Origin of the sequence: Burkholderia sp. BCC0419 (genome assembly GCF_902830285.1) — a bacterium.
GTDB lineage: Bacteria > Pseudomonadota > Gammaproteobacteria > Burkholderiales > Burkholderiaceae > Burkholderia.
The window spans coordinates 262,426-284,336 of the sequence record NZ_CADESR010000008.1; the positions used below are offsets into that span (position 1 = coordinate 262,426).

Consider the following 21,911-nt stretch of genomic DNA (forward strand, 5'->3'; position numbering starts at 1 on the left):
TATCGACGCAATGTAGGGGTGTCTGGATGGCTAACGTGACTTATACGGATACGCAACTGCTGATCGACGGCGAGTGGGTCGACGCCGCGAGCGGCAAGACGATCGACGTCGTGAACCCGGCGACCGGCAAGCCGATCGGCAAGGTGGCCCACGCGGGCATCGCCGATCTCGACCGTGCGCTCGCCGCCGCGCAGCGCGGCTTCGAAGCATGGCGCAAGGTGCCCGCGCACGAGCGCGCGGCGACGATGCGCAAGGCGGCCGCGCTGGTGCGCGAACGCGCGGACACGATCGCGCAGCTGATGACGCAGGAGCAGGGCAAGCCGCTCACCGAAGCGCGCGTCGAAGTGCTGTCGGCGGCCGACATCATCGAATGGTTCGCGGACGAAGGCCGCCGCGTGTACGGCCGGATCGTGCCGCCGCGCAACCTCGGTGCGCAGCAGACGGTCGTGAAGGAGCCGGTCGGCCCGGTCGCGGCGTTCACGCCGTGGAATTTCCCGGTCAACCAGGTCGTGCGCAAGCTGAGCGCCGCGCTCGCGACCGGCTGCTCGTTCCTCGTGAAGGCGCCGGAAGAAACCCCGGCATCGCCGGCCGCGCTGCTGCGCGCGTTCGTCGACGCAGGCGTGCCGGCCGGCGTGATCGGCCTCGTGTACGGCGATCCGGCTGAAATCTCGTCGTACCTGATCCCGCACCCGGTGATCCGCAAGGTCACGTTCACGGGTTCGACGCCGGTCGGCAAGCAGCTGGCCGCGCTCGCGGGCCAGCACATGAAGCGCGCGACGATGGAACTGGGCGGCCACGCGCCGGTGATCGTCGCCGAGGATGCGGATGTCGCGCTCGCGGTGAAGGCTGCCGGCGGGGCGAAGTTCCGCAATGCGGGGCAGGTCTGCATTTCGCCGACGCGCTTCCTCGTGCACAACAGCATCCGCGACGAATTCACGCGCGCGCTGGTCAAGCATGCGGAAGGGCTGAAGATCGGCAACGGCCTCGACGAAGGCACGACGCTCGGCGCGCTCGCGAACCCGCGGCGCCTGACCGCGATGGCGTCGGTCGTCGACAATGCGCGCAAGGTCGGCGCGAGCATCGAGACCGGCGGCGAGCGGATCGGCGCGGAAGGCAACTTCTTCGCACCGACCGTGATCGCGAACGTGCCGCTCGAAGCGGACGTGTTCAACAACGAGCCGTTCGGCCCGGTGGCGGCGATTCGCGGCTTCGACAAGCTCGAGGATGCGATCGCCGAGGCGAACCGTCTGCCGTTCGGGCTGGCCGGCTACGCGTTCACGCGTTCGTTCGCGAACGTGCATCTGCTGACGCAGCGCCTCGAAGTCGGGATGCTGTGGATCAACCAGCCGGCGACGCCGTGGCCGGAAATGCCGTTCGGCGGCGTGAAGGATTCGGGCTACGGGTCGGAAGGCGGGCCGGAAGCGCTGGAGCCGTATCTCGTCACGAAGTCGGTGACGGTCATGGCCGTTTGATGACCGCTTGACCACGTGCGTGCCGCTTTGAGTGCGGCGCCCACGTTGCGTAGCTGCAGGCCGGGCGTTGTGCCCGGCCTTTTTTCTGCTTCGCTCGGCATCGACATCCGCCGCGCCCGCCGCTCAATGCCGGCTGCTGCCGCGATAGCTTTCCGCTTCCGCGTCGTAAGCCGCGATTGGTACGCGGCCAGTGTGCGACGAAAGCGGCGGGCCGGGCGGCCGCGTCCTATCCTTCGTTCTGTGGCGCGCGGACGGTGCGCAACCGGAAGGGAGGGGGCATGGACGTGCGACAAGGGTTTGTCGACTGCGTAGGGCGCACGCCGTTGATCCGGCTGGCGAAGCTCAGCGCGGAGACGGGCTGCGAGATCCTGGGCAAGGCGGAATTCATGAATCCGGGCGGATCGGTCAAGGATCGCGCGGCGCTTTACATCATCCTGGACGCCGAGCGGCGTGGCACGCTCAAGCCGGGCGGCACCGTCGTCGAGGGCACGGCGGGCAACACGGGCATCGGTCTCGCGCATATCTGCGCGGCGCGCGGCTATCGCTGCGTGATCGTGATTCCGGAAACGCAATCGCCGGAAAAGATGGCGATTCTACACACGCTGGGCGCCGAGGTGCGTCCGGTGCCGGCGGTGCCTTACCGCGACCCGAACAACTATCAGAAGATTGCCGGGCGGCTTGCCGACGAACTCGACAACGCGGTATGGGCCAACCAGTTCGACAACGTCGTCAACCGGCAGGCGCACTACGAGACGACCGGGCCGGAAATCTGGCGCGATACGGCGGGCACGGTCGATGCCTTCGTCTGCGCGACCGGCACCGGCGGGACGCTGGCCGGCGTGAGCCGCTACCTGAAGGAGCAGAATCCGGGGGTCAGCATCGTGCTCGCCGATCCATGCGGCAGCGGGCTGTACAGCTACGTGAAGACCGGCGAAATCAAGGCAGAGGGCAACTCGATCACCGAGGGCATCGGCTCGACGCGCGTCACCGCCAATCTCGCGGGCGCGCCGATCGACGATGCGGAACGGATCGACGATGCGCAGTGCGTGACGATGCTCTACCGGCTGCTGCGCGAAGAAGGGCTGTACGTCGGCGGCTCGAGCGGCATCAACGTCGCGGCGGCGGTTTCGCTGGCTCACCGGATGGGGCCGGGACACACGATCGTGACGCTGCTATGCGATCGTGGCGACATCTATCGGGCGCGGCTCTTCAATCGCGAATGGCTGCGCGAAAGAGGACTGGACCCGGGTTAGTCCCAGGGGGGAGTCTGCTTGAGACAAGGGCGGGCGAGGATTTCCATCCGCACGAATGCGACCTATTCTGAACAAGTCCGGTGCGAACGCCGTTCGCCCGATTCGCCCCGACGAGGTGTGCCATGTCCATGTCTGCCACGTTGCAGGATTGCCTGCGCCAGAAGTCCTCGAGGTACGAAGTCGTGTACCACCCTTATAGCCATACGAGCATGGAGACGGCTGCGGCCGCGCAAATCCCCGGCGATCGCCTCGCCAAAACCGTGCTGCTCGAAGACGACGACGGCTACGTCGCGGCCGTGTTGCCGACGACGCATGCGGTGCGTTTGTCTGATCTTTGGACGAAAACCGGCCGTCATCTCGTGCTCGCGAAGGAAGTCGAACTGCGCGAACTGTTCAAGGATTGCGATGCGGGCGCGGTGCCGCCGGTCTGCATGGCCTACGGCATGCAGACGTTCCTCGAGGACACGCTGGCGATGCAGCCGGACGTCTATTTCGAGGCCGGCGACCACGAAGCGCTGATCCATATGACGCAGGACGAATTCCTGTCATTGATGGAAACGGCCGAGCGCGCCCATTTCTCGCACAAGATGCAAGGCATGGTGTCCTGACGGGCGACAGCGGCCGCCAGCGCAAGCGCTCCCTGCGCCCGGGTTCGGGCGCAGGGAGCGCTTGCGCGTGCGGATGAACGGATGATGTGGACATGCATCCGTCATCGCGTTGACGCTGCAGTGCGATGACTTTTTCCGTCACGACGCGGCGTGCCGGCGATTCCGCGGCCTCCGATCGCGCAGTATCCGCGCGCATATCTGCAAACCGACGGAAGCATCGCACGAGGCCTGGCTATCGATGCGCGATCAGCGCCAGAATTGCTCCACCCACTGGCAAACACGTTGCCACTCGGCGGTTCTCATGTACGCCTGGGTTTCCTTCTCCAGTTCCGGCGCCTTTTGCCAGTCGTCGAGGCCGACGGATTGACTGAGCACGAAATTTCCGCGCTGGTAGTGGGTGTTCAGGATCTGCCCGGCCTGTTGTGCGGCGATCGTCGCCGTCGTATCCATCGTCAGCCCGAGCAGGGCTGCTGCCGGTACGCGACCGCTTTCGATCGGCCACAGCCATTTCGAAACACCCCAGGTCAACGGGTTGCCGACAGCGTCCGGGGGAATGCCTGCGGGGCTGGTTCCGGTGCCAAGCGACAGCAGGCGCACATCGTCCAGATTGCCTGCGCGACGGCTGGTCAGCGCCTCGGCAATGGCGGACACGGAAGGATTGTTCGCAAACACGCCGCCATCGCCGAAATAGCCGAGCCCGGCGATTTCGTACGGCGGGAAATACGTCGGTGCAGCCGACGTGGCAAGCGCGGCATCGAACAGGCTGACGTTGCGATAGGCGTTGCCGTTTCCGTTGGAGAGGGTGCACGGAGCCCAGCTGTTGGTTGGCGGATCCCACAGGCGCGCCGAGTTGATTACGACGAAGCGGGACAGATCGGCCAGCTTGCCGTTGCCGACCAGCGACTTGGCTATCTCCTGTAGCCCGGTGTTGACATACTGGCATTCGAACACGCCGGGTCCAGCCAGGACCGTGTCCTGTTCGAGCGCTTGCTTTTGTGCCAGCCACGCCCCGTTTTCCCGAAAGATCACCGAACCCTTCGTCCTGTAGATATCGACGATCTCGGAAATGGATACGCCGCGCGCGAGCCCCAGGGCGATCAGGCCGCCCGTGGATGTGCCGGCAAAGCCGTCGGCGCTCGCGATGATCCGACTGCGCCGGTCCAGGTCCTGGATGAGCAGGGCGGTGATCAATCCCCGGATACCGCCGCCATCGCAACTGAGAATCTTGAAGGTCATCGTGTTGCCCTTTTTGATGGTGGGATGAATACGAATGGCGCAACCCGGCGAGCATCCCGCCCGTGTCATCGGGGGGATGCCCGCTTCCTGCGCTGTGTCGAAGCCGGAAACTCAAGCCAGCGGGCGAAGCGTCATGCGTTATTGCTCGTCGAGCCTCACATCGAGCACGGTATAGGCATCCCACGCATACAAATACGCGTTGTCCTTGGAATAGAGCGACAGTTTCTGGTGATTGAAATCGGAAATCAAAATCGAGCCCTGGCGCGTCCATCCGCGCGCGCCTATCCAGTTATAGAAACCGACGTAGGCGTTATTGCTGACGGACATATATCGACTGGTGCCGAGGATCCGGTAATACGTCACGCCGTTATAGGGGTACTGTTCGAGCGTCAACGCTTTCGCGGCGGTATCGACGAGAATGGCCCATTCGCCGCTGTTTTGGCCAAGCCAGCCCAACTGCACGCCGTCGTGATAGAGCGCCATTTTGAATGTATCGACCACACTGGCAGAAACAGGGGCAGAGTTGGCGAATTCGGCAAAGGTCCCGTGTGGCTGATTTTCAATCGGATCGAGATTCATTTTTTCACCTTGACCTTGAAGAGGTTGGATGCTTCCCCGTGCCTTCGAGAACAGCTTCATGCGCTTCGGACGCATGGCGCGCCGGCATCGTCGAAGGCCGCGATTCCGGCGAATTCCGTGGTGCTCCGACCCGGCCGGGCGATGGCGGATCGACCATGACGGCGCCGGACGACGCCGGCGATCACGGCCGCGACGGCAGGACATGCCGGAGCATTGGTTCATTGAATGCCAGGTATTCGATTTCCTTCTATTGGCGTGATTGTCTTGAGTGCCGCCGTTTCATTCTCGATCGATTAGGCACCAGTGATTTATAGGAAATTAAATTCCGGATAACAAGGCATGCGAAATAGGAAAATTTAATCGAAATTAAAACAATGCTGATCGAATTGCACATATCTGAAACATTCGAACCCATCCGGCTCATGGATGGTTACGCATGCTTCGGATGGCAGGGATGGCGGGAGACGCGATGACACGCTAAGCGTCTGCGCGCGTCCTGTCGAACGACGCTGGCGCTCCGAGAATCTGGGGTGCCAGCTTATTTTGTTGCCTTGCCAGATTCGTTTAATGTTAGCCAAACGGTCGGCGGCGACGGATTCATTCAACTCTTGCGGGTTTGCTACGAATGTCTGAAGAATACGAAGTTCATGGTCCTCACGACCATGCGGTCGAACATCATGCGGCTCACGGTGGCGATCAAGGTACGTCGCGCATCGCGGTGCTGACAGCCGTGCTTGCCTGCTTCGGCGCGATATCTGCCTATCAGAGCGGTGCCGAGGAGAGCCTCGCGCTGCTCTACAAGAATGACGCCGCGATCCGGAAAACCGAGGCTGCGAACCAGTGGGCCTACTATCAAGCGAAGGGTGATAAGCAGAACCTCGCCGAACTCGGTGCGGCGTTGAGCCCGGAAACATCGCCGCAGCGAAAGCGGTTCGAGACGGACGCCGCGAGATACCGCGCCGATAAGGAACCGATCCGGGCACGTGCCGAGGTGCTCGAAAAGGAAGTCGAGAAGAACAACGCGGCGAGCGAGGCGCGGATGCACCGACACCATCGATGGTCCCAGGCGACGACCGTCATCCAGATCTCGATCGCACTTGCGGCTATCACGATCCTCACGCGGCGGTCATGGATGCAGGGGCTGTCGATCGGCGTGGCCGCGATTGGTATCGTGGTGGCGGGGTTGGCGTTCTTTGGGGTTTGATTTGTGAGGCCGTCATGGCTAGCGACTTTAATTTTACATAACGGTAATTATCGATGATTCATGTGTAGGTCCCAAGTTCAGATGTCGCGTTTCCGCTACATAGAAATGTCCGCTTTCGGGCCGCGTAAGCTGTCCGGCTGCCGGTTTCCCGGCGCCGGAGGCTGCGATGGCTGCAACGGAACGGATCACGATGACGATGCGCGAGCTGGACCGATTCAAGGTCATTCAGGACGTCGCGGACGGCAAGCTTCAGCCGTGGCGCGCGGCCGAGCGACTCGGGCTGACGACGCGGCAGATCCGGCGACTGGTCGGCCGATTGCGTGGCCAGACCGGCCACGCCGGCACCGGCGATGAAGACCTTGGCCGGCGGAACCTTGCCGGCCGCCGTGACCTGACCGTTCAGGAAGCGGCCGAACGCGTGTGCGGCCTCGATCACCGCACGGTAGCCGCTGATGCCGGCCATCGACGTGAGCGCGTCCATCTTCTGCGCGCGCGACAACGTGCGCGGCAGCGAATCGATCACGAGCACCGTGGCGCGCTTCGCCGCCAGTTGCTGCATCAGCTCGGGGTTCTGCGCCGGCCAGACGAAGCCGATCAGCGTGCCGCCTTCGCGCAGCAGCGCGACTTCGTCAGCGCTCGGCGGGCGGACCTTGAACACGATGTCGCTGCCGGACCAGAGCTCGGCTACCGTTGCGGCGATGCTCGCGCCGGCTGCGCGGTACGCATCGTCGTCAAAATTCGCGCCGGCACCAGCTCCGCTTTGGACGGCGACCGAAAACCCCAGCTTGATCAGCTTCTCGACCACTTCGGGCACGGTCGCAACGCGCCGTTCGCCGGCGGCAGCTTCTAGAGGAATTCCAATCAATAGTGTCATCGGACAATTCTATTTTTCGCCCGACGGTAATGACGAAGTCAGGCCAGCCGAGCGATCTGTCAATCGTCCGCGCAGAAAATCGTCGGGGTGATAGTGGTGAAGTTTTTCATGTCACCCATTACCTCGGCAGTTTTGGCGGAAGACAGGGCCATATTGATCCCGGCCTGATCGTTGAAACGCAGTATCGCGACGCATGCGAAGGGTTGTGCTTTCGTTGATGGAAACAGGACTTCGGCCGATTGCAGACCGAACTCGCTCCACGCCGAGCCGACAAGGGGAGCATGCTTCGAAAGGTAATACTCACGGTCAAAGGTCGCACCTTCCGTGCTTGGGTAGTTCACGATCAGGGTAGTCATATTCAATCCTGTGTTGAGATACGTTTGAGAGTTGTGCTAGGTGGTCACGCCAGAACGGGCGGCGATAAACCATGGCCGTCTTCCGCGCGGGGGAATGCGCGGGCCAGGCGCCCTGCAGGGCCGCACGCTTTTCGGGCAAGGGCGGATCGAACTGCGCTTGCCCGCTCAAATTGACGACGTCAACTCCGGCACGAGCGTGAACAGATCGCCGACGAGGCCATAGTCGGCTACGCTGAAGATCGGCGCTTCCGGATCCTTGTTGATCGCGACGATCACCTTCGAATCCTTCATGCCGGCCAGATGCTGGATCGCACCCGAGATGCCGACCGCGATGTACAGCTGCGGTGCGACGATCTTGCCGGTCTGGCCGACCTGGTAGTCGTTCGGCACGTAGCCGGCGTCGACTGCCGCGCGCGAGGCGCCGAGTGCTGCCGACAGCTTGTCGGCCAGTGGCTCCAGCACCTTCGTATAGTTCTCGCCGCTGCCCAGACCGCGGCCGCCCGACACGATGATGCTGGCCGACGTCAGTTCCGGGCGGTCCAGCTTCGTCACTTCACGGCTCACGAACTGCGACTTGCCTGCGTCGGCCGCCGCTTCGATCTTGTCGACCGACGCGCTGCCGCCTTCCGCTGCGACCGGATCGAAACCCGTCGCACGCACCGTGATGACCTTGATCGGATCGCTCGACTGCACGGTTGCGATCGCGTTGCCCGCGTAGATCGGGCGCTCGAACGTGTCGGCCGAATCGACCGCCGTGATGTCCGAGATCTGCGCGACGTCCAGCTTCGCGGCGATGCGCGGCGCGATGTTCTTGCCGTAGGCGGTGGCCGGCGCGAGGATGTGCGAGTAGTCCTTCGCGATGTTCAGCGTGGTCGCTTCGACGTTTTCCGCCAGGCCTTCGGCCAGTTGCGGCGCGTCGGCCAGCAGCACCTTCGACACACCTGCGATTTTTGCTGCCGCGTCGGCAACCGCTTGCGCGTTGTGGCCCGCGACCAGCACGTGGATATCGCCGCCGATCTTCGCGGCCGCCGCCACCGTATTCAGCGTCGCGGCCTTGATCGACGCGTTGTCGTGTTCTGCAATCACCAGAATCGTCATTTCTTTCCGCTCCCTCTTACAGAACCTTGGCTTCGGTCTTCAGCTTCTCGACCAGCGTCTTCACGTCCGGCACCTTCACGCCGGCCGCGCGCTTCGGCGGCTCGACCACCTTCAGCGTCTTCAGACGCGGCGCGACGTCCACACCGAGGTCTTCCGGCTTCACGGTTTCCAGCGGCTTCTTCTTCGCCTTCATGATGTTCGGCAGCGTCACGTAGCGCGGCTCGTTCAGGCGCAGGTCCGTGGTGACAACTGCGGGCAGTTGAAGCGACAGCGTTTCCGCGCCACCGTCGACTTCACGTGCGACCGTGGCCTTGCCGTCGGCCACCGTTACCTTCGACGCGAACGTCGCTTGCGGCAGGCCGGCCAGCGCGGCCAGCATCTGGCCCGTCTGGTTCGAATCGTCGTCGATCGCCTGCTTGCCGAGGATCACCAGTTGCGGCTGTTCCTTGTCGACCAGCGCCTTCAGGATCTTCGCGACGGCCAGCGGCTCGACGCTGTCGTTCGATTCGACGAGGATCGCGCGATCCGCGCCGATCGCCAGCGCCGTGCGCAATGTCTCTTGGCATGTGCTCGCGCCACACGAAGCGACAATCACCTCAGTCGCGACGCCGGCCTCCTTCAGCCGCACCGCCTCCTCGACCGCGATTTCGTCGAACGGATTGATGCTCATCTTCACGTTCGCCAAATCGACTCCCGATCCGTCAGCCTTGACGCGAACTTTCACATTCGCATCAACGACACGCTTCACCGCTACCAGCACTTTCATTTCGTCTCCTGATTCAATCCTCGACGCTGCTTACTGGCTCGCGCCAGGAAGCACTCCGTCGTCTTTCCACGCCTGCTCGAGTCGCAGATATCGCGCGCGATTCCGTGAAATCGTGTCCGCGTTCGGCGGGTAGTCGAAACCACGCGACGGAAGCATCCCCGCCTCTCCTGCCTGCAGGATTTCCGCTTGCACTTGAGCCCGGGTCTTTCCGGATACCGGACCAGAGCTTGCAGCTTGAGCCTTGCTCACGTTTTCTGTCGCGGTCACTGCGTCCGACTCGGCCGAATTCTCACTGGACAAGGCCAACGAATGCGGAATCGAGCGGTCAGGACGAGATACCCCGCCTCCACGGGCTTGCGCAACACCAGCCGCGGAAGCCAACAGAACCGCAATCGAAATATATTTCGAAATGCTAATCATATTCATCATGACCTCCTCACTGGAATCCTCATTTCGTGCCATGCTCAATGACTGGAATCGTCGGGCATGGTCGCCACACTGTTCAAATACAGCGTCGTATTACACCGGCCTCTCAAAAAAGCCGACCGAAGTGCTCGACCGCTGCCCGTCGCGCAATCCAGAGATGCGCCGCCCACTCCAACCCGAGAGCGACAGCGCGTCTCGCTTATTCCTTCGTCCAGCCGTTCTGATAGAGCCGGCTTGCGAGCACGCCAAGGCGCATCGTGAGGTGGTAGTTTTCGCCATCCTCGATCAACGCGGACCGGACGTCGCGGAAGAGCTTCTCGATCGGATACTCGCGCGTGGTCCCGTTGCCGCCGAAGAGCTGGAATGCCTCGTGCGTGATCTTCATGGCTTCCTCAGTCACGCTGACCTTGGCCTGCGCAGTCGCGTAGGGATGGGTTTGCGGCGACATCCGCGCGAACGCGAGACTGCGACGGGCAATGGCGCGTGCCATCTCCAGCCGGCGCAGCATGTCGCCCAGGCGCAGTTGCGTCATTTGGTGCTCGATGAGGAAGCCGCCGCCCTGCTTGCGTTCGTGGCAATAGGCCAGCGCCATTTCGAACGCGGCGCGAGCCACGCCGGTAAAGACCTGGCACATATGCGTTCCGCCGAATGACCACGTCGAGGTCAGGTTTCCGAGGTATTCATCCTTCATCGCAATGGCGAAACGCTTCGGAACCCTGACGTTGTCGAAGAAGATCTCGCCCTGCGGCAGCGCACGCTGACCGATCTTGTCCAGCGGCTTGCCTCGCGAGATGCCTGGCAGATCGAGCGGAATGATCATGCCAATACCGTTCGTCTGGGCAGCGTTCTCCCCGGTACCGTAGAAACCATCCCCATAGTCCGCTGCCATGTAGGCGAGCGCGACCTGTGCCACCGATCCGTTCGACACCCACGACGAGTACTGCCCGTTGATGATGATCTCGTCTGCACCGACCTTGGCGTGGACGTTCCCGACCGGCTGCTTGCCGTGCGCGCTGATCTCTTCGCGGTAGAGAATCGCCCCGTCAGAACCGCGATCGGGCTGCGTATTCGCCCAGCAGCCGATCTTGCCGGTACACATGTCGATCAGTTCCTGATTGCCGGCCGATTGAGCCATCATCAACGGCATGCCCGCAACGCCGAGCGAAACCGCCAGACCGGAGTCCCCCCAGCCGAGCTCTTCGCCGATAATCGACTCGATCCGCACACCCATCTCCGGCGGGAATTGCGCAATCAATTGCGGGTCGAGCCCGAGCTTTGCGCTCTCGATCATGGCCGTCCAGTATGGCGACCCAGCGGCAATCACATCTTCCGGCGTCATGCGGTCGAGCTCGCGGCCAATCGGACGAAGCACGTCGCGCGCAAAGCGGTGGACGCTGCTCTGGATCGCACTTTCCTCTTCACTCAGCGGCGTCTCGAAACCGGTCAGCCCGGCCGCTGGCAACTCCACGTTTTTCTTCAGGCGAATCATGTTGTGCTCCTCCTTTCCTTTTGCAGTCAAAAAGCGCTTGCCTTTATGCCTTGGCGCCTCTCACCTTACTGTTTACCCAGTCGTCCATAATGGCCGCGCCAGCCAGCGCCCCTTTCATGGCACACCATCGAAATGGTTCGGGAAGCGTCGAGGGCGACTCATGGCGCACCGCTGTGAGCAGCGGCGGCTCGGTACCGAGAATCCGTTGGGCAATCATGTGGCCGACCATGGATTGGGCCGCCACACCATGCCCCGAACACCCGGCGGAGTAGTAAATGTTCTGGTTCGATCCGGTCGTGCCGACCACAGGGAGCGCATCGTTGGCGAAGCTGATGTAGCCGCTCCAACATGCCCGCACCGCAACATCCTTCAAGGTCGGGAAACGATCGCGCATGGCGATCCTCAGCTCACGGTACTGATCGTAGTCAGGTACGTTCGGCGTCTTCGATCCGTACGGATAGTTGAGTCGCTTGGTGGTCACCAGCAGCGTGTTTTGCGCTGTCACCCGATGGCTTTCCATGACCCAATGTGCAGTCATGATGCCTTCGCGTCGCGCCCAGCCCAACAATTTCAGTTGTGCCGCGGAAAGCGGTTCAGTCTCCATGGCTGATACCCGCAAGGGCACCACCTTGTCCGCAAGCAGGCCGAGTTGCGGGGTATAGGCGTTCGTGGCGAGCATCAGCACTGGAGCGCTTGCGGTACCGTGTGGCGTTTTCACCTGAATCACAGGCCCTTCCGTATAGGACAGCAGCGGTGTGTTCTCGTAGAGCTTCACACCCGCCCGAAGTGCAGCACGCCGCAACCCCATCACGTACTTGCCCGGGTGGAGCGTGCCGCCGCGCGGTGTGTACTCGCCAAACAGGAACGCCGGGGGAATGCCTCGTGCCCGCATCTGAGCCTCGTCCAGAAACGCTGACTGGACACCAAACTCCGCGCTCGCCTGTACGCCCTCGCGTACTTTTTTTTCTTGTGACGAGTCAATGCCCGCGCGAATCAACCCGGACGGGTTGTAGTCGCAGTCGATGCCGTGCTCCTTGAGCTTGCCTTCAACGAAGGGGACGGCATCTTCGTAGTAGCGGACGATCTCCTGCGCGCGTTCTTTGCCGACATCCTTGAGGAACAGATCGTATTCAAGCGCGATGGCACCGCCCAGATAACCGGCATTGCGCCCACTTGCGCCAAAGCCGGCAAACTCACGCTCGAGGACGATCACTTTCGCCCCCTGCCTGGCAAGTTCCAGTGCAGCGGAAAGGCCCGCGAAGCCAGCGCCCACGACGATCACATCCGCGCTGACATCGCCCGCAAGCGCGGGTTGCATGTCATCGGGCTTCTCGACCCATCCACCCAGCGCCCGATACTTTTCGAGGTCGGCGACTTCTTTGGCGTCCTCCCGCGGCGCCGTGAGCGCACTCTGCATGGCAGCGGCGGCCGGGACGACAACGGCGGTCGCTACTGCACCTTTTACGAAAGTACGCCTTGTCAGTCCGGATTGACCGGCCTGCCCCGTCTGCTTGGTATCGACGCACTTGCTCATTTCAAACTCCGTCAATCTTTACTCAAAATATGAACGGCAAGCGCTGCTTCTTCGATTCCCTGGAAGCCTCCCCCGTTTTCCTGAATCGCATGCCGCGCGCCGAGCACCTGGCGTGCACCGGCCTCCCCGCGCAATTGCGTGACCAGTTCATAGAGTTGACCGATGCCGGTCGCGCCGATCGGATGCCCCTTCGATTCGAGACCACCGGACGTATTGATGGGCATACGTCCACCGATCGTGAAATCGCCTCGTTCGGCAGCGGGGCCACCTTGACCGAGCGCGACCAACCCGAGGTTTTCGGCCTGGATGATTTCGCCCATGGCCGAGGCATCGTGGACCTCGGCTACATCCATGTCCTCGGGGCCCAGCCCAGCCTGCTCGTATGCCTGTAGGGCCGCCAAGCGACCGATGTGTTTTTCCGGCTCTTCGATGCGCCGATGCGTGAAGCTGCGGATCACACTTGCCGCGATCCGGATGCAACGCTTGCGATCGGCACCGATGCGGCGCAGGCCCTCTTCCGTGCAGAGGATGGCCGCGGCAGCCCCGTCCGTCACCGGCGCGCACATCGGCAGTGTGATCGGATAGGTGATCGGCGGCGCCGCGAGTACCTCGTCGATCGTGAACGGCTTGCGGAATTGCGAAAGCGGGTTGTGCACCGAGTGTCCGTGGTTCTTTGCCGAGACCGCAGCGATCTGACGCTGCGTCGTGCCGTAGGTCTTCATGTGATAGCGGCACATCGCCGCGTAGACCGACATGAAGCGGCTGTAGGGCCGGTCGGATTCCGAGCCGGGTGGCGGCTCAACGCCCTCGCCCATCCTCATCAGGTGGGCAAAGTTTTCCTCGACACGCGACACGTCCCACCCGCCCTCGAACAGCGCGAAGGATTTCGCCTTGTCCGGCACGTTCATCTTTTCCGCGCCGATGGCCAATGCCACATCGCATACGCCCGCTTTCAGGCTTTGCGCAGCCAGGTGCACGGCGGTGCTGCCGGACGCACAGGCGTTCTCGACGTTGAAAACCGGAATGCCTTCCAGACCGATCTTGCTGAACACAACCTGTCCTGGAATCGACAGTTGACCTTGCAACGGACCATTGGTAATGCCGCCATAGTAGGCCGCACCGATCGCATCGGCGTTGCAGCCTGCGTCCTGGAGCGCACCGCGCAGCGCGTCGCCAGCGAGGTCGTCGATTGTGCGCTCGAGGTGACGGCCGAACACCGTCATGGCGATGCCGGCAATGTAGATGTTGCTCATTCGTCTATCGCTCGTCTCAGATTTTGCGTTGCTGACCTTGCCAGTACTGCTCGCGCAAGTCTTTCTTCAACACCTTGCCGATCGTGCTGCGCGGCAGTGCGCCGACAAAGTCCACGCTCTTCGGCGCCTTGACCGAACCGAGCTTTTCCTTGCACAGCGCAACCAGTTCGTCGGCGCTCACGGTGTGGCCCGCGTTGAGCTCCACCACTGCCTTCACGGCCTCGCCCCACTTGTCGTCGGGCACGCCGATCACCGCGCAGTCCTGCACCGCCGGGTGCGCCCAGATCACCTGCTCGACTTCACTCGGATAGACGTTGAAGCCGCCGCTGATGATCATGTCCTTCTTGCGGTCGGTGATGTGCAGGTAGCCGTCGGCGTCGAGGTGGCCTATGTCGCCCGTATGCAACCAGCCGTCGACGATGGTCTCGGCGGTCTTGTCCGGCGCCTTGTAGTAGCCCTTCATGATGAGGTCGCCGCGCACGCAGATTTCACCGGTCTCGCCTTGCGGCAGCGCCTCGCCCTGATCGTTCATGATCTCGACTCGGATCAGCGGGTTCGGTCGGCCCACCGACGAGAGCCGTTCATCGGACGCGATCTTGCCGTCGACGAAATGCTCGGCGGGCGCCATGTTGGCGATCGATGCCGCGGCCTCGGTCTGCCCGTAACCGCCGGCCATGACCGGACCGAATACTTCGATGGCGCGCTTGAGCTTCTCCACCGACATCGGTGCGGCGCCGTACAGGAAATACTTGAGCGACGAGAAATCCTGCTGATCGATGCCCGGGATGTCGAGCAGGCGATAGATAACCGTGGGGGGCAAGAAAAACTCGGTGACGCGATGCTTGGCAATGGCGGCGAGCAGCAGCGCGGGATCCGGTTTCGGGAGCACGACCACCGTGCCCCCGCGTGCGGTACACGGCAGCGACATCATCCCCGCGGTATGCGTCATGGGCGCAGCGGCAAGATTCACCGGGCGCTGCGTTCCATATGGGAACGCGATCATGAATTGTGCGAAGTACGTCTGGAACGCACGGTGCGTGTTCATGACGCCCTTCGGGGCACCCGTGGTACCACCCGTTGCCGACAATGTGACGATATCGTCCATGTCGTACTCGACGCGCGGCATGGTGGTCGGGTGACCGTCGCTCCAGGTGGCGAGCGACGGTGCCCACGGGAGTTCAGCGTCAACGCACACCCACAGCTTGATCTTGGGCAGGCTGAACCGCAGTTCTTCCAGAATCGGAGCAAACGCCTGGGTGAAGAACAGCGCTTCACAGTCGAAAGCGTCCAGTACGTATTGGTTCTCGGCCGCCGCGTTACGCCCGTTGACGGGGATGTACACCATGCCGGCGCGCCACATGCCGAGTGCGCAGCCCCACCCCATTACGTCGTTGTCCGCCCACACCGCTGCCTTGGCTTCCTTTTCGAACCCGGCAGCCAGCAGCCCGTTGGCGATGCGGCACGAAAGCTCGCCGATCTCCTGGTACGAAAAGCTGCGTTCGCCCTGGATATAAGCAATGCCGTCGGGATTGATGCGCCACCCTCGGTCGAAAAAATCAATGATTGCCATTTTCGTATTCCTCTGGAGCCGTACCAGGTCGATGACGGAACGGCTCCTGCCTGCCGCATACGGGTCGAAATTGATGTTCGGTGCCGCCCCGAGATAGCATCCGGGGCGTGCTTCGTGTGTCCTGCCACGGACTGACGTTCAAGTCAGAGCCCCATGACGATTTGATTACAGCTGCGAGATCGTGGCGCGCGCCAAGCCGCGCTGCTCAAGGAAACCGAGCAGGTAGCGATGCCCGAACGCCTTCGAGCCGGACGCGAACCCAACCTTGGCGGTGTCACCGTCGATCAGCTTGATCGCGCCGGCGGCCTGAATAGCACCCGTCGAGATATACGGCGTGATCCCGTGCACGGTCGCGCGCACCGCAGCGAGCTGACCCCGGCCAATTGCAAAGTCAACGGTACGGTGAGACGACGTGCGCTCGCGCGGCGGCATGATCGGCGTAGTCGAATCGACAAGCTTGGCCAGCACCGCGTCCTGCTGCTCGCGCGGCAGGTGCGCGTACTCGGCATCCCACTTTTGGCCGAGCTCATGGACCATTCGCATCGCGTTGTTGTCGTAGAAGCCAACGCTCGAGATGCAGCTGCGCACGCGCGAATCGTCGCGGAAGTACACCGGCAGCGAAGTGCCACCCCACGGCAGAGCGAATACCGGCTGCAGGAAATCGGGGGAGACGACGGAGAACGAAGCGTGCTTCTCGTGCGGCACCAGTTCCTTTTCCCACAGATAGCAGGATTCCTGGCGATAGCTTTCGAAGATGGTGGCTGCGGAGCCCACGCTCACACCAGCACCGGCGCCACGCAGTCCGCGCGCCAGGGTCGCGGTCTCCAGCGCATCGACACCCGGCGTCTCGAGCGCCAGTTCGGCCGCAATTTCAGCGAACGTGTACATATACGCGTTCGACGGCGACGCTAGCAACCCGGCCTGACGGAACTGCTCGCCAAACCGATCGCGCACCTGACGGATGTAGTGCTGCTCGCCGGTGGTATCAAGGTAATGGCACCCTGCCTTGAGTGCCGCCTCCACCGCAACCAGCCCGAAATTGAAGAACGGACCAACGGTATTGCACACGACCTTTGCGCCACTGAATGCCTTCGCGAGCGAATCCACGTTGTGTTCCACTTCGAGGATTTCGTATTTGGCCGACTCGAGGCGCACGACACGCTGCGCCATCATCTCCTTCGCCCGGCCTGCATTCCGAGCGATGGCGGTGAACGGGATGTTCTGGTCGATCAGCCAGTCCATGATCAACATGCCGGTGTAACCGCTTGCGCCATAGACGACGACGGGGTGCTTTGCCATGGTTGTCTCCTGATACCTCTGTTGTTGAAGATCGGGTTGATCGAACGTGAATCGATGCGGGAAGCTGTGCGTCAGTCGCCCGAAGCCGGTGCGGTATGCCTGCTCGATCTCGAGATCGAAGGAGCATCCCATCCAGCATTCGTCGCCACATATAACGTTTGTTCGGCCTACAAAGTACATCTGAATGGCCAAATATTAGCGGCGATGCGGCCTATAATCAAGGCGCTTGAGATAGGGAAAACACCAACCAAGCCCGGCACGAACGATGTCGAATCGACGCGGTTCCGCGTGTTGCAGGAGACCGGCTGGCGAGCTGCGGAAGCGTTCAGTACGTATGTAACCGGGATGGACACTGGTCTTCCGAAGGACTGCGCCACGGAACGTCGGCCGAAAGCCGGACTTCCTGGGCGCACCTCCGGTCAAGGGCACCCACTATGTACGCGCCCAAGCACGGAAAATCGGAGCTGCGTTTCCCTCTTCCATCGTATCGGCCTATAATTCGGACTGACTTTTGATGTGATAGGAGAGCCAACGTGCAAAATGGCGCGGTCAAGCAAAGCAACCCTGACCATTCCGAAGAAACCAAGCAGCCGTCAACGCGACGAAATCGGGAGCGGCGTATCCGGGAGATTCTTGGTACTGCGCGCCAGGTATTTCAGGAGGATGGCTATGCCGGATTCGCGACTCGCCGCGTGGCGGATCGCATGGGCATCACACACGGAAATCTGCAGTACTACTTTCGAACGAAAGATGAATTGCTGAGCACGGCGCTGCGGGCATACATTAGCCAGGTCATGGCGGACTACACTGCGATCGCGAGTCGCCCGGGCACCGGTGCAGCGCAGCGTTGCACTGCGCTGGTCAACCATATTTTCCAGACCATCAACGAGACCGATCTGCCGAAGTTCATGGTGGAACTCATGGCGTTCGCCTCACATGAAGCCTATGCCACTGAGTTGCTGAACGAGGTTCAGGTGCGATTTCGAGGGATCCTTGCGAAGTTATTGTCGGAACTCCATCCGACGCTGACCGACGAAGAATGCCTGGTGCGTGCGGCTGTGATCGTCGCCCAGATCGACGGCATGACTATATTCGCCTCCCACGGCGATTACCTCGGAAAGGACTATATCGAGTTCGTTCGTGTGACGAAACGCACCGTCAAGATGGTGGTGAACGCGCCCACAGAGATGCTGGAAAGCGAAGCGCTGGTTCGTACCGCTCACGGCTGTGGCGATACCGAAGGAGGCATCTTTGTGGGGGGGGGACGGTTCCCGCCAGAACTGCTGGATCTGCGGGTGCAGCATACGGCTCAGGATGCCTTCCATTACCGACCGACGGCGCAGGGAAAGCGTAGAGAAACCAAGATCAACGAGATTATCTCTACCGCCGGCAACCTGCTCGCGGCAGAAGGCTATGCGAACTTCTCGCTGGCGCGGGTGGCGAGAGAGCTTGGCATCCTGCCGTCCGCGCTCCAAAACTACTTCCCGACCCATGATGACCTGCTCCGCTCGACAATTGGCGCGCTGACGCAGGCGTATCTGGACAACTACGCGGAGGTCGGCAAGCCGAGTGGCAAACCTGCTGTAGAACGTCTGTGCGATATCGCCGCGTCCGTCGCTGCGGAAGCTGCGGATCCTGCAGTGTATCGACTCTGGGCAGAGATGTTTGCGCTAGCCCAGCATTCGGACATCACGCGTGAAATCGTGGTAGGCGTCTATGCCGCCTACCGGGTAAGTTACGCTGATCTCATCCGTGAGATTGATTCGTCGGCGACCGCGCGCGAATGCCTCGCTCGCGCGACACTTATCGCAGCACTGATGGATGGTGTGTCACTTCTGAGGTTTGGCGCACAAGCGCAAGGTGTGAGCATGAACCGCGTAGTGGATCTGATGATAGCGATCACGCCTCGCATCGCCCGCGGACACCTTGCCACAAGCGACACGGCATCCGATTGATTGGGGCAGAACGCCTCATCTAGGTGGCGTGCCTGCGGCGCCCTCGCAGTGCGCCAGGCGCGAACATCTCAGCCCCTCCCGGCAAATCAGCGAGCAGCGATGCCCTCCCGGACCGGCGACACGCCGGCCAGGTAGTGGGCAACTGCGGAAATGTCTTCGCTCGACAGTGTTGCAGCGATGCTGTTCATGGCGGCGGTCGGGTCCTTGCGTGCGCCCGCCTTGAACTCCGCTAGCTGCTTCGCGAGATAGTCTCGCCCCTGTCCTGCCAGACGTGCCGCCGAGTCCTTGCCCATCAGGTTCGCGCCGTGGCACGCCTGGCAACTTCGGGCTTGGACCAACGCCAGCCCGCGCGTTTCGAGCTTTGCATCGGCCGGGACATCCTCGTTTCGGGCTGGCGTCTGCTGCGCGAAATAGGTTGCGAAAGCGTCGATCTGCGCATCGGTGAGGCCTTTTGCGAGCGGTCCCATGTATGGGTTGGGCCGCTGGTCATTGGCAAACGCGCGCAACTGGGCTGCGATATAGGCCTTGGGCTGGCCCGACAGCGCCGGATACCAAGCGTTGAGCGACTGGCCCTGTGGGCCGTGACAGACGAAGCAAGTCTCCTGCGGCTGCGGCCACGGGCCGGCGTTGGCCTTGCTTGCGTCGCCGATATGGGTCATGGCCTTTTCATAGCGCATGCCATTCGTCAAATCGCGTCCGTAGAGGACGCCCGCGCCGACCGCCGCCGCAACTGCCACGATGGTGACCATGAATAAGGTCCGCTGCATTTACGCCACCTCGCCTTGATGGGCCAGAGCCGCCAGTGCTTGCAACGCGGCACGGTGACCGGAGCGCACCGCACCGTCCATCGCGCCGGCCCAGATGTCGGCCGTCTCGGTACCCGACCATATCAGCTTGCCGATCGACGGATGAAGGAACTTCCCCCACGTCGTCAGAAAGCCGGGCGGCAAAGGATGAATGCATTGCAGCGTCCACGGATCGACTTTGCCCCAGTCCTGGTCGTGGAACTGCTTCGGGTGCAGCGCCTTGTCTCCGAATGCCTTGGCGTAAATCGCCGATAGCATCTGCTCTGCCGCCTTGGGATGACTTGGCAGCGAAGCCGGCGGCACGAATGCGCTGATGATGCCAACCGACAAGTCGGGAGGCGAGTTGTCATACGCCATGGAGACGGGGCCACCGACCTGGAAGATCTGGCCATTCAGGCCGTCGTCCCGCCAGAACGGCTTCTCGTAGACATGCACCGTCTTGCGCATCGGCGCGTTCGCGGGCCAGCGCCGCTGCAATTGCGTGCGCCCTTCGGGCAACGGAGGATCGTAGACGACCTGGTTGCACAGCGCCGGATTCATCGCAATGATGACACGGCGCGCGCGCACCACACCCTGGTCGGTGTGGACCTCGACAACGTCACGATTCCAGCCGGCGATCTTGCGTACCGGGCAGGCCAGCCGGACCTTGTCGCCCAGGCCCTTCGCCATCTTGATGCTGAGGATCTGTGAGCCGCCTACGAAGCGCGTTTCCTGGGCCCCCCCCTTGGTCGATTCGAGCTGGTCCAGGCTGTTGCTCGCGCTATTGATCATCGACAGATAGAACAGCAGCCCAAGCTGTGCGGGGGCACCGCCCGTCGTCAGCTTCGCGGCCAGGCCCATGAAATATCCATCGTCGTACTTCAAGCCTTGTTTCAACAGCCAGTCACCGTATGTCAGCTTGTCGAGCTCGGCCGCATCCTTCGCTCTCCACGGTGCATCGGAAGGCACGCCGCGCGCGAGTTCTCCGAGCTTTGCGCCGATCGCATCGTCAGTGCCGATGCCACCGTGAAAATCCTGCGTCACCCTGACATCACCAGCCAGCACCGTGGTCTTGCCCGCGTAGAAGGTCGGGAAGGTATCGACTTCAAGCTCGCGTGCCAGATCGGCAATGGCCGTCTGGCCGGGGCCGATCCACTGACCGCCGGCTTCCGACACCACACCGTTTCCAAGGTCATGGTTGTATGTGCGTCCGCCGACGCGGTTGCGCGCCTCCAACACGATGAACGATTCGCATCCGGCGCGCTTCAAGTCACGCGCGGCCGTCAGCCCCGCCAGCCCGGCACCGATGATGGCGACGTCCAGGATGCTTTGATCCGCCGATGCCGTGACAGCACCTTCAGCCATCGATACCTTGCCCGCCACCAGCGATGCGGCGCCCACAGCCGCCATGTGCAGGAATTGACGCCGGGTCGGTACATCCGATTGTTTTTTCGGCATTGCACTCGATGCCATATCGTCCTTCATTTTCTTTTTCACTCTTCTGGTATGGCCAGGGCGCCTGATGCGCCTGGACCAGAATCAAAAGCCTGCTCAAAGCCCGGTCAGTACACCATCCTGCGAAAACAGCACCGGTTTGCCGCGCGCGTCGATCAGTGCGGCGGTGAGCGTCGCGCGATCCGCGCGCTGCACGACTTCGAACGGGCCGCCCGCGACGCGCTGCGTGAACGTCAGTCCGTCGAGCCCGACGCCCACCAGCCCGCCGCCGGTCGCGACGAGATCGGTGATCGAGCTGCGCGTGCCGGTGGGCTGCGCGGTCCACGTCGTGCCGCCGTCGTGGCTCTCGAACAGGCTGCCGAGCAGCCCGCCGACCACGATCCGGCCGTCCGGCATCGCGACGCCCGACCACAACGTGCCCTTGCCGCCCGTCGGCAGATAGGTCCAGTTCGCGCCGTCGTCGGCCGACTTGAGGACCATTCCCTGCTCGGACACGACGTAGAGCGCATGGGCGGGATCGGAAAACACGTGATAGAGATTGCGGTCGGCCTTGCCGCCGCCCGGCGGTTTCGGCAGCGTCGTACGCGCCCACGTCTTGCCGCCGTCATGCGTCTGCAGCATCAGCGACCACAGGCCGACGGCAATGCCGTCCCGCGCATTCGTGAACAGCACCGAGAACAGCGGCTGGTCGACCGACGT

General features: G+C 62.4%; 19 protein-coding genes and 2 pseudogenes. 6 read left to right on the top strand and 15 right to left on the bottom strand.

Features of this window, described 5'->3' with window-relative positions; all coding sequences use genetic code 11:
• The first annotated feature begins 26 nt into the window (after positions 1-26).
• The 3 genes from HWW87_RS29440 to HWW87_RS29450 all read left to right on the top strand — a co-directional run bounded on the left by HWW87_RS29440 (position 27) and on the right by HWW87_RS29450 (position 3,333).
• Positions 27-1,472, top strand: a complete 1,446-nt coding sequence (locus HWW87_RS29440) for an NAD-dependent succinate-semialdehyde dehydrogenase (protein WP_027783045.1) — start codon at positions 27-29, stop codon at positions 1,470-1,472.
• A 278-nt stretch (positions 1,473-1,750) separates the two neighbouring features.
• Positions 1,751-2,725 carry a cysteine synthase A gene (locus tag HWW87_RS29445; protein ID WP_175823249.1) on the top strand — a complete coding sequence of 325 codons (975 nt, stop codon included), beginning with the start codon at positions 1,751-1,753 and terminating at the stop codon, positions 2,723-2,725.
• A gap of 122 nt (positions 2,726-2,847) precedes the next feature.
• Entirely contained in the window at positions 2,848-3,333 is a 486-nt protein-coding gene (locus tag HWW87_RS29450; RefSeq protein ID WP_175823250.1) for a YbaK/EbsC family protein, read from the top strand.
• Positions 3,334-3,579: 246 nt separating this feature from the next.
• Here the strand turns inward: HWW87_RS29450 and HWW87_RS29455 are convergent, their stop codons facing one another.
• Together HWW87_RS29455 and HWW87_RS29460 are read right to left on the bottom strand one after the other, a co-directional pair.
• A complete protein-coding gene (locus HWW87_RS29455; protein ID WP_175823251.1) occupies positions 3,580-4,569 on the bottom strand; it encodes a patatin-like phospholipase family protein in 990 nt (329 codons plus the stop codon).
• A 138-nt stretch (positions 4,570-4,707) separates the two neighbouring features.
• Complete coding sequence (locus tag HWW87_RS29460; protein WP_244107359.1) at positions 4,708-5,370, bottom strand: hypothetical protein; 663 nt, start codon at positions 5,368-5,370, stop codon at positions 4,708-4,710.
• Positions 5,371-5,773: 403 nt separating this feature from the next.
• On the opposite strand from HWW87_RS29460, the gene HWW87_RS29465 reads away from it, so the two are divergent.
• Together HWW87_RS29465 and HWW87_RS37290 are read left to right on the top strand one after the other, a co-directional pair.
• Positions 5,774-6,352, top strand: a complete 579-nt coding sequence (locus tag HWW87_RS29465; RefSeq protein WP_175823252.1) for a DUF4337 domain-containing protein — start codon at positions 5,774-5,776, stop codon at positions 6,350-6,352.
• 166 nt (positions 6,353-6,518) lie between these two features.
• A pseudogene (locus HWW87_RS37290) lies at positions 6,519-6,674 on the top strand (helix-turn-helix domain-containing protein); the annotation flags it as partial.
• Here the strand turns inward: HWW87_RS37290 and pntA are convergent.
• The 10 genes and pseudogenes from pntA to HWW87_RS29515 form a co-directional block, all read right to left on the bottom strand.
• A pseudogene (gene pntA, locus HWW87_RS29470) lies at positions 6,675-7,226 on the bottom strand (NAD(P)(+) transhydrogenase (Re/Si-specific) subunit alpha); the annotation flags it as partial. It lies immediately after the preceding pseudogene.
• Positions 7,227-7,285: 59 nt separating this feature from the next.
• Positions 7,286-7,582 (bottom strand): EthD family reductase, encoded by a 297-nt coding sequence (locus tag HWW87_RS29475; protein WP_175823253.1) that lies wholly within the window; start codon positions 7,580-7,582, stop codon positions 7,286-7,288.
• A 165-nt stretch (positions 7,583-7,747) separates the two neighbouring features.
• Positions 7,748-8,680 carry an electron transfer flavoprotein subunit alpha/FixB family protein gene (locus tag HWW87_RS29480; protein WP_175823254.1) on the bottom strand — a complete coding sequence of 311 codons (933 nt, stop codon included), beginning with the start codon at positions 8,678-8,680 and terminating at the stop codon, positions 7,748-7,750.
• A 16-nt stretch (positions 8,681-8,696) separates the two neighbouring features.
• Positions 8,697-9,446, bottom strand: a complete 750-nt coding sequence (locus HWW87_RS29485; RefSeq protein WP_175823255.1) for an electron transfer flavoprotein subunit beta/FixA family protein — start codon at positions 9,444-9,446, stop codon at positions 8,697-8,699.
• 30 nt (positions 9,447-9,476) lie between these two features.
• Positions 9,477-9,872 (bottom strand): DUF4148 domain-containing protein, encoded by a 396-nt coding sequence (locus HWW87_RS29490; protein WP_175823256.1) that lies wholly within the window; start codon positions 9,870-9,872, stop codon positions 9,477-9,479.
• Between the two features lie 199 nt (positions 9,873-10,071).
• A complete protein-coding gene (locus HWW87_RS29495) occupies positions 10,072-11,361 on the bottom strand; it encodes an acyl-CoA dehydrogenase family protein (protein WP_175823257.1) in 1,290 nt (429 codons plus the stop codon).
• 43 nt (positions 11,362-11,404) lie between these two features.
• Positions 11,405-12,778 carry an FAD-binding oxidoreductase gene (locus HWW87_RS29500; protein WP_244107361.1) on the bottom strand — a complete coding sequence of 458 codons (1,374 nt, stop codon included), beginning with the start codon at positions 12,776-12,778 and terminating at the stop codon, positions 11,405-11,407.
• Between the two features lie 128 nt (positions 12,779-12,906).
• The gene (locus HWW87_RS29505; RefSeq protein ID WP_106285742.1) at positions 12,907-14,148 is read right to left on the bottom strand and encodes a thiolase family protein; all 1,242 of its coding nucleotides are present in this window, start codon (positions 14,146-14,148) and stop codon (positions 12,907-12,909) included.
• 16 nt (positions 14,149-14,164) lie between these two features.
• Positions 14,165-15,718 (bottom strand): AMP-binding protein, encoded by a 1,554-nt coding sequence (locus tag HWW87_RS29510; protein WP_175823259.1) that lies wholly within the window; start codon positions 15,716-15,718, stop codon positions 14,165-14,167.
• A gap of 165 nt (positions 15,719-15,883) precedes the next feature.
• A complete protein-coding gene (locus HWW87_RS29515; protein ID WP_175823260.1) occupies positions 15,884-17,017 on the bottom strand; it encodes a DUF5938 domain-containing protein in 1,134 nt (377 codons plus the stop codon).
• A 533-nt stretch (positions 17,018-17,550) separates the two neighbouring features.
• Between HWW87_RS29515 and HWW87_RS29520 the strand changes: the two genes are divergently transcribed.
• On the top strand, positions 17,551-18,972 hold the full coding sequence (locus tag HWW87_RS29520) for a TetR/AcrR family transcriptional regulator (RefSeq protein ID WP_175823261.1): 1,422 nt from the start codon (positions 17,551-17,553) through the stop codon (positions 18,970-18,972).
• 86 nt (positions 18,973-19,058) lie between these two features.
• Here the strand turns inward: HWW87_RS29520 and HWW87_RS29525 are convergent, their stop codons facing one another.
• The 3 genes from HWW87_RS29525 to HWW87_RS29535 form a co-directional block, all read right to left on the bottom strand.
• Positions 19,059-19,739, bottom strand: coding sequence for a c-type cytochrome (locus HWW87_RS29525; protein WP_175823262.1), 681 nt, complete (start codon positions 19,737-19,739; stop codon positions 19,059-19,061).
• Positions 19,740-21,215, bottom strand: coding sequence for an FAD-dependent oxidoreductase (locus HWW87_RS29530; protein ID WP_175823275.1), 1,476 nt, complete (start codon positions 21,213-21,215; stop codon positions 19,740-19,742).
• 93 nt (positions 21,216-21,308) lie between these two features.
• On the bottom strand, positions 21,309-21,911 hold a 603-nt coding region (locus HWW87_RS29535), incomplete at its 5' end, for a YCF48-related protein (protein ID WP_244107360.1).

Excerpts from the sequence above, each read along its gene's own strand:
- HWW87_RS29500 (WP_244107361.1), bottom strand. The coding sequence starts at position 12,778 with ATGCAGAGTGCGCTCACGGCGCCGCGGGAGGACGCCAAAGAAGTCGCC.
- HWW87_RS29525 (WP_175823262.1), bottom strand. The coding sequence starts at position 19,739 with ATGCAGCGGACCTTATTCATGGTCACCATCGTGGCAGTTGCGGCGGCG.
- HWW87_RS29485 (WP_175823255.1), bottom strand. The coding sequence starts at position 9,446 with ATGAAAGTGCTGGTAGCGGTGAAGCGTGTCGTTGATGCGAATGTGAAA.
- HWW87_RS29455 (WP_175823251.1), bottom strand. The coding sequence starts at position 4,569 with ATGACCTTCAAGATTCTCAGTTGCGATGGCGGCGGTATCCGGGGATTG.
- HWW87_RS29495 (WP_175823257.1), bottom strand. The coding sequence starts at position 11,361 with ATGATTCGCCTGAAGAAAAACGTGGAGTTGCCAGCGGCCGGGCTGACC.
- HWW87_RS29510 (WP_175823259.1), bottom strand. The coding sequence starts at position 15,718 with ATGGCAATCATTGATTTTTTCGACCGAGGGTGGCGCATCAATCCCGAC.
- HWW87_RS29515 (WP_175823260.1), bottom strand. The coding sequence starts at position 17,017 with ATGGCAAAGCACCCCGTCGTCGTCTATGGCGCAAGCGGTTACACCGGC.
- HWW87_RS29460 (WP_244107359.1), bottom strand. The coding sequence starts at position 5,370 with ATGAACCAATGCTCCGGCATGTCCTGCCGTCGCGGCCGTGATCGCCGG.
- HWW87_RS29475 (WP_175823253.1), bottom strand. The coding sequence starts at position 7,582 with ATGACTACCCTGATCGTGAACTACCCAAGCACGGAAGGTGCGACCTTT.
- HWW87_RS29450 (WP_175823250.1), top strand. The coding sequence starts at position 2,848 with ATGTCCATGTCTGCCACGTTGCAGGATTGCCTGCGCCAGAAGTCCTCG.
- HWW87_RS29465 (WP_175823252.1), top strand. The coding sequence starts at position 5,774 with ATGTCTGAAGAATACGAAGTTCATGGTCCTCACGACCATGCGGTCGAA.
- HWW87_RS29480 (WP_175823254.1), bottom strand. The coding sequence starts at position 8,680 with ATGACGATTCTGGTGATTGCAGAACACGACAACGCGTCGATCAAGGCC.
- HWW87_RS29490 (WP_175823256.1), bottom strand. The coding sequence starts at position 9,872 with ATGAATATGATTAGCATTTCGAAATATATTTCGATTGCGGTTCTGTTG.
- HWW87_RS29440 (WP_027783045.1), top strand. The coding sequence starts at position 27 with ATGGCTAACGTGACTTATACGGATACGCAACTGCTGATCGACGGCGAG.
- HWW87_RS29505 (WP_106285742.1), bottom strand. The coding sequence starts at position 14,148 with ATGAGCAACATCTACATTGCCGGCATCGCCATGACGGTGTTCGGCCGT.
- HWW87_RS29445 (WP_175823249.1), top strand. The coding sequence starts at position 1,751 with ATGGACGTGCGACAAGGGTTTGTCGACTGCGTAGGGCGCACGCCGTTG.
- HWW87_RS29530 (WP_175823275.1), bottom strand. The coding sequence starts at position 21,215 with ATGCCGAAAAAACAATCGGATGTACCGACCCGGCGTCAATTCCTGCAC.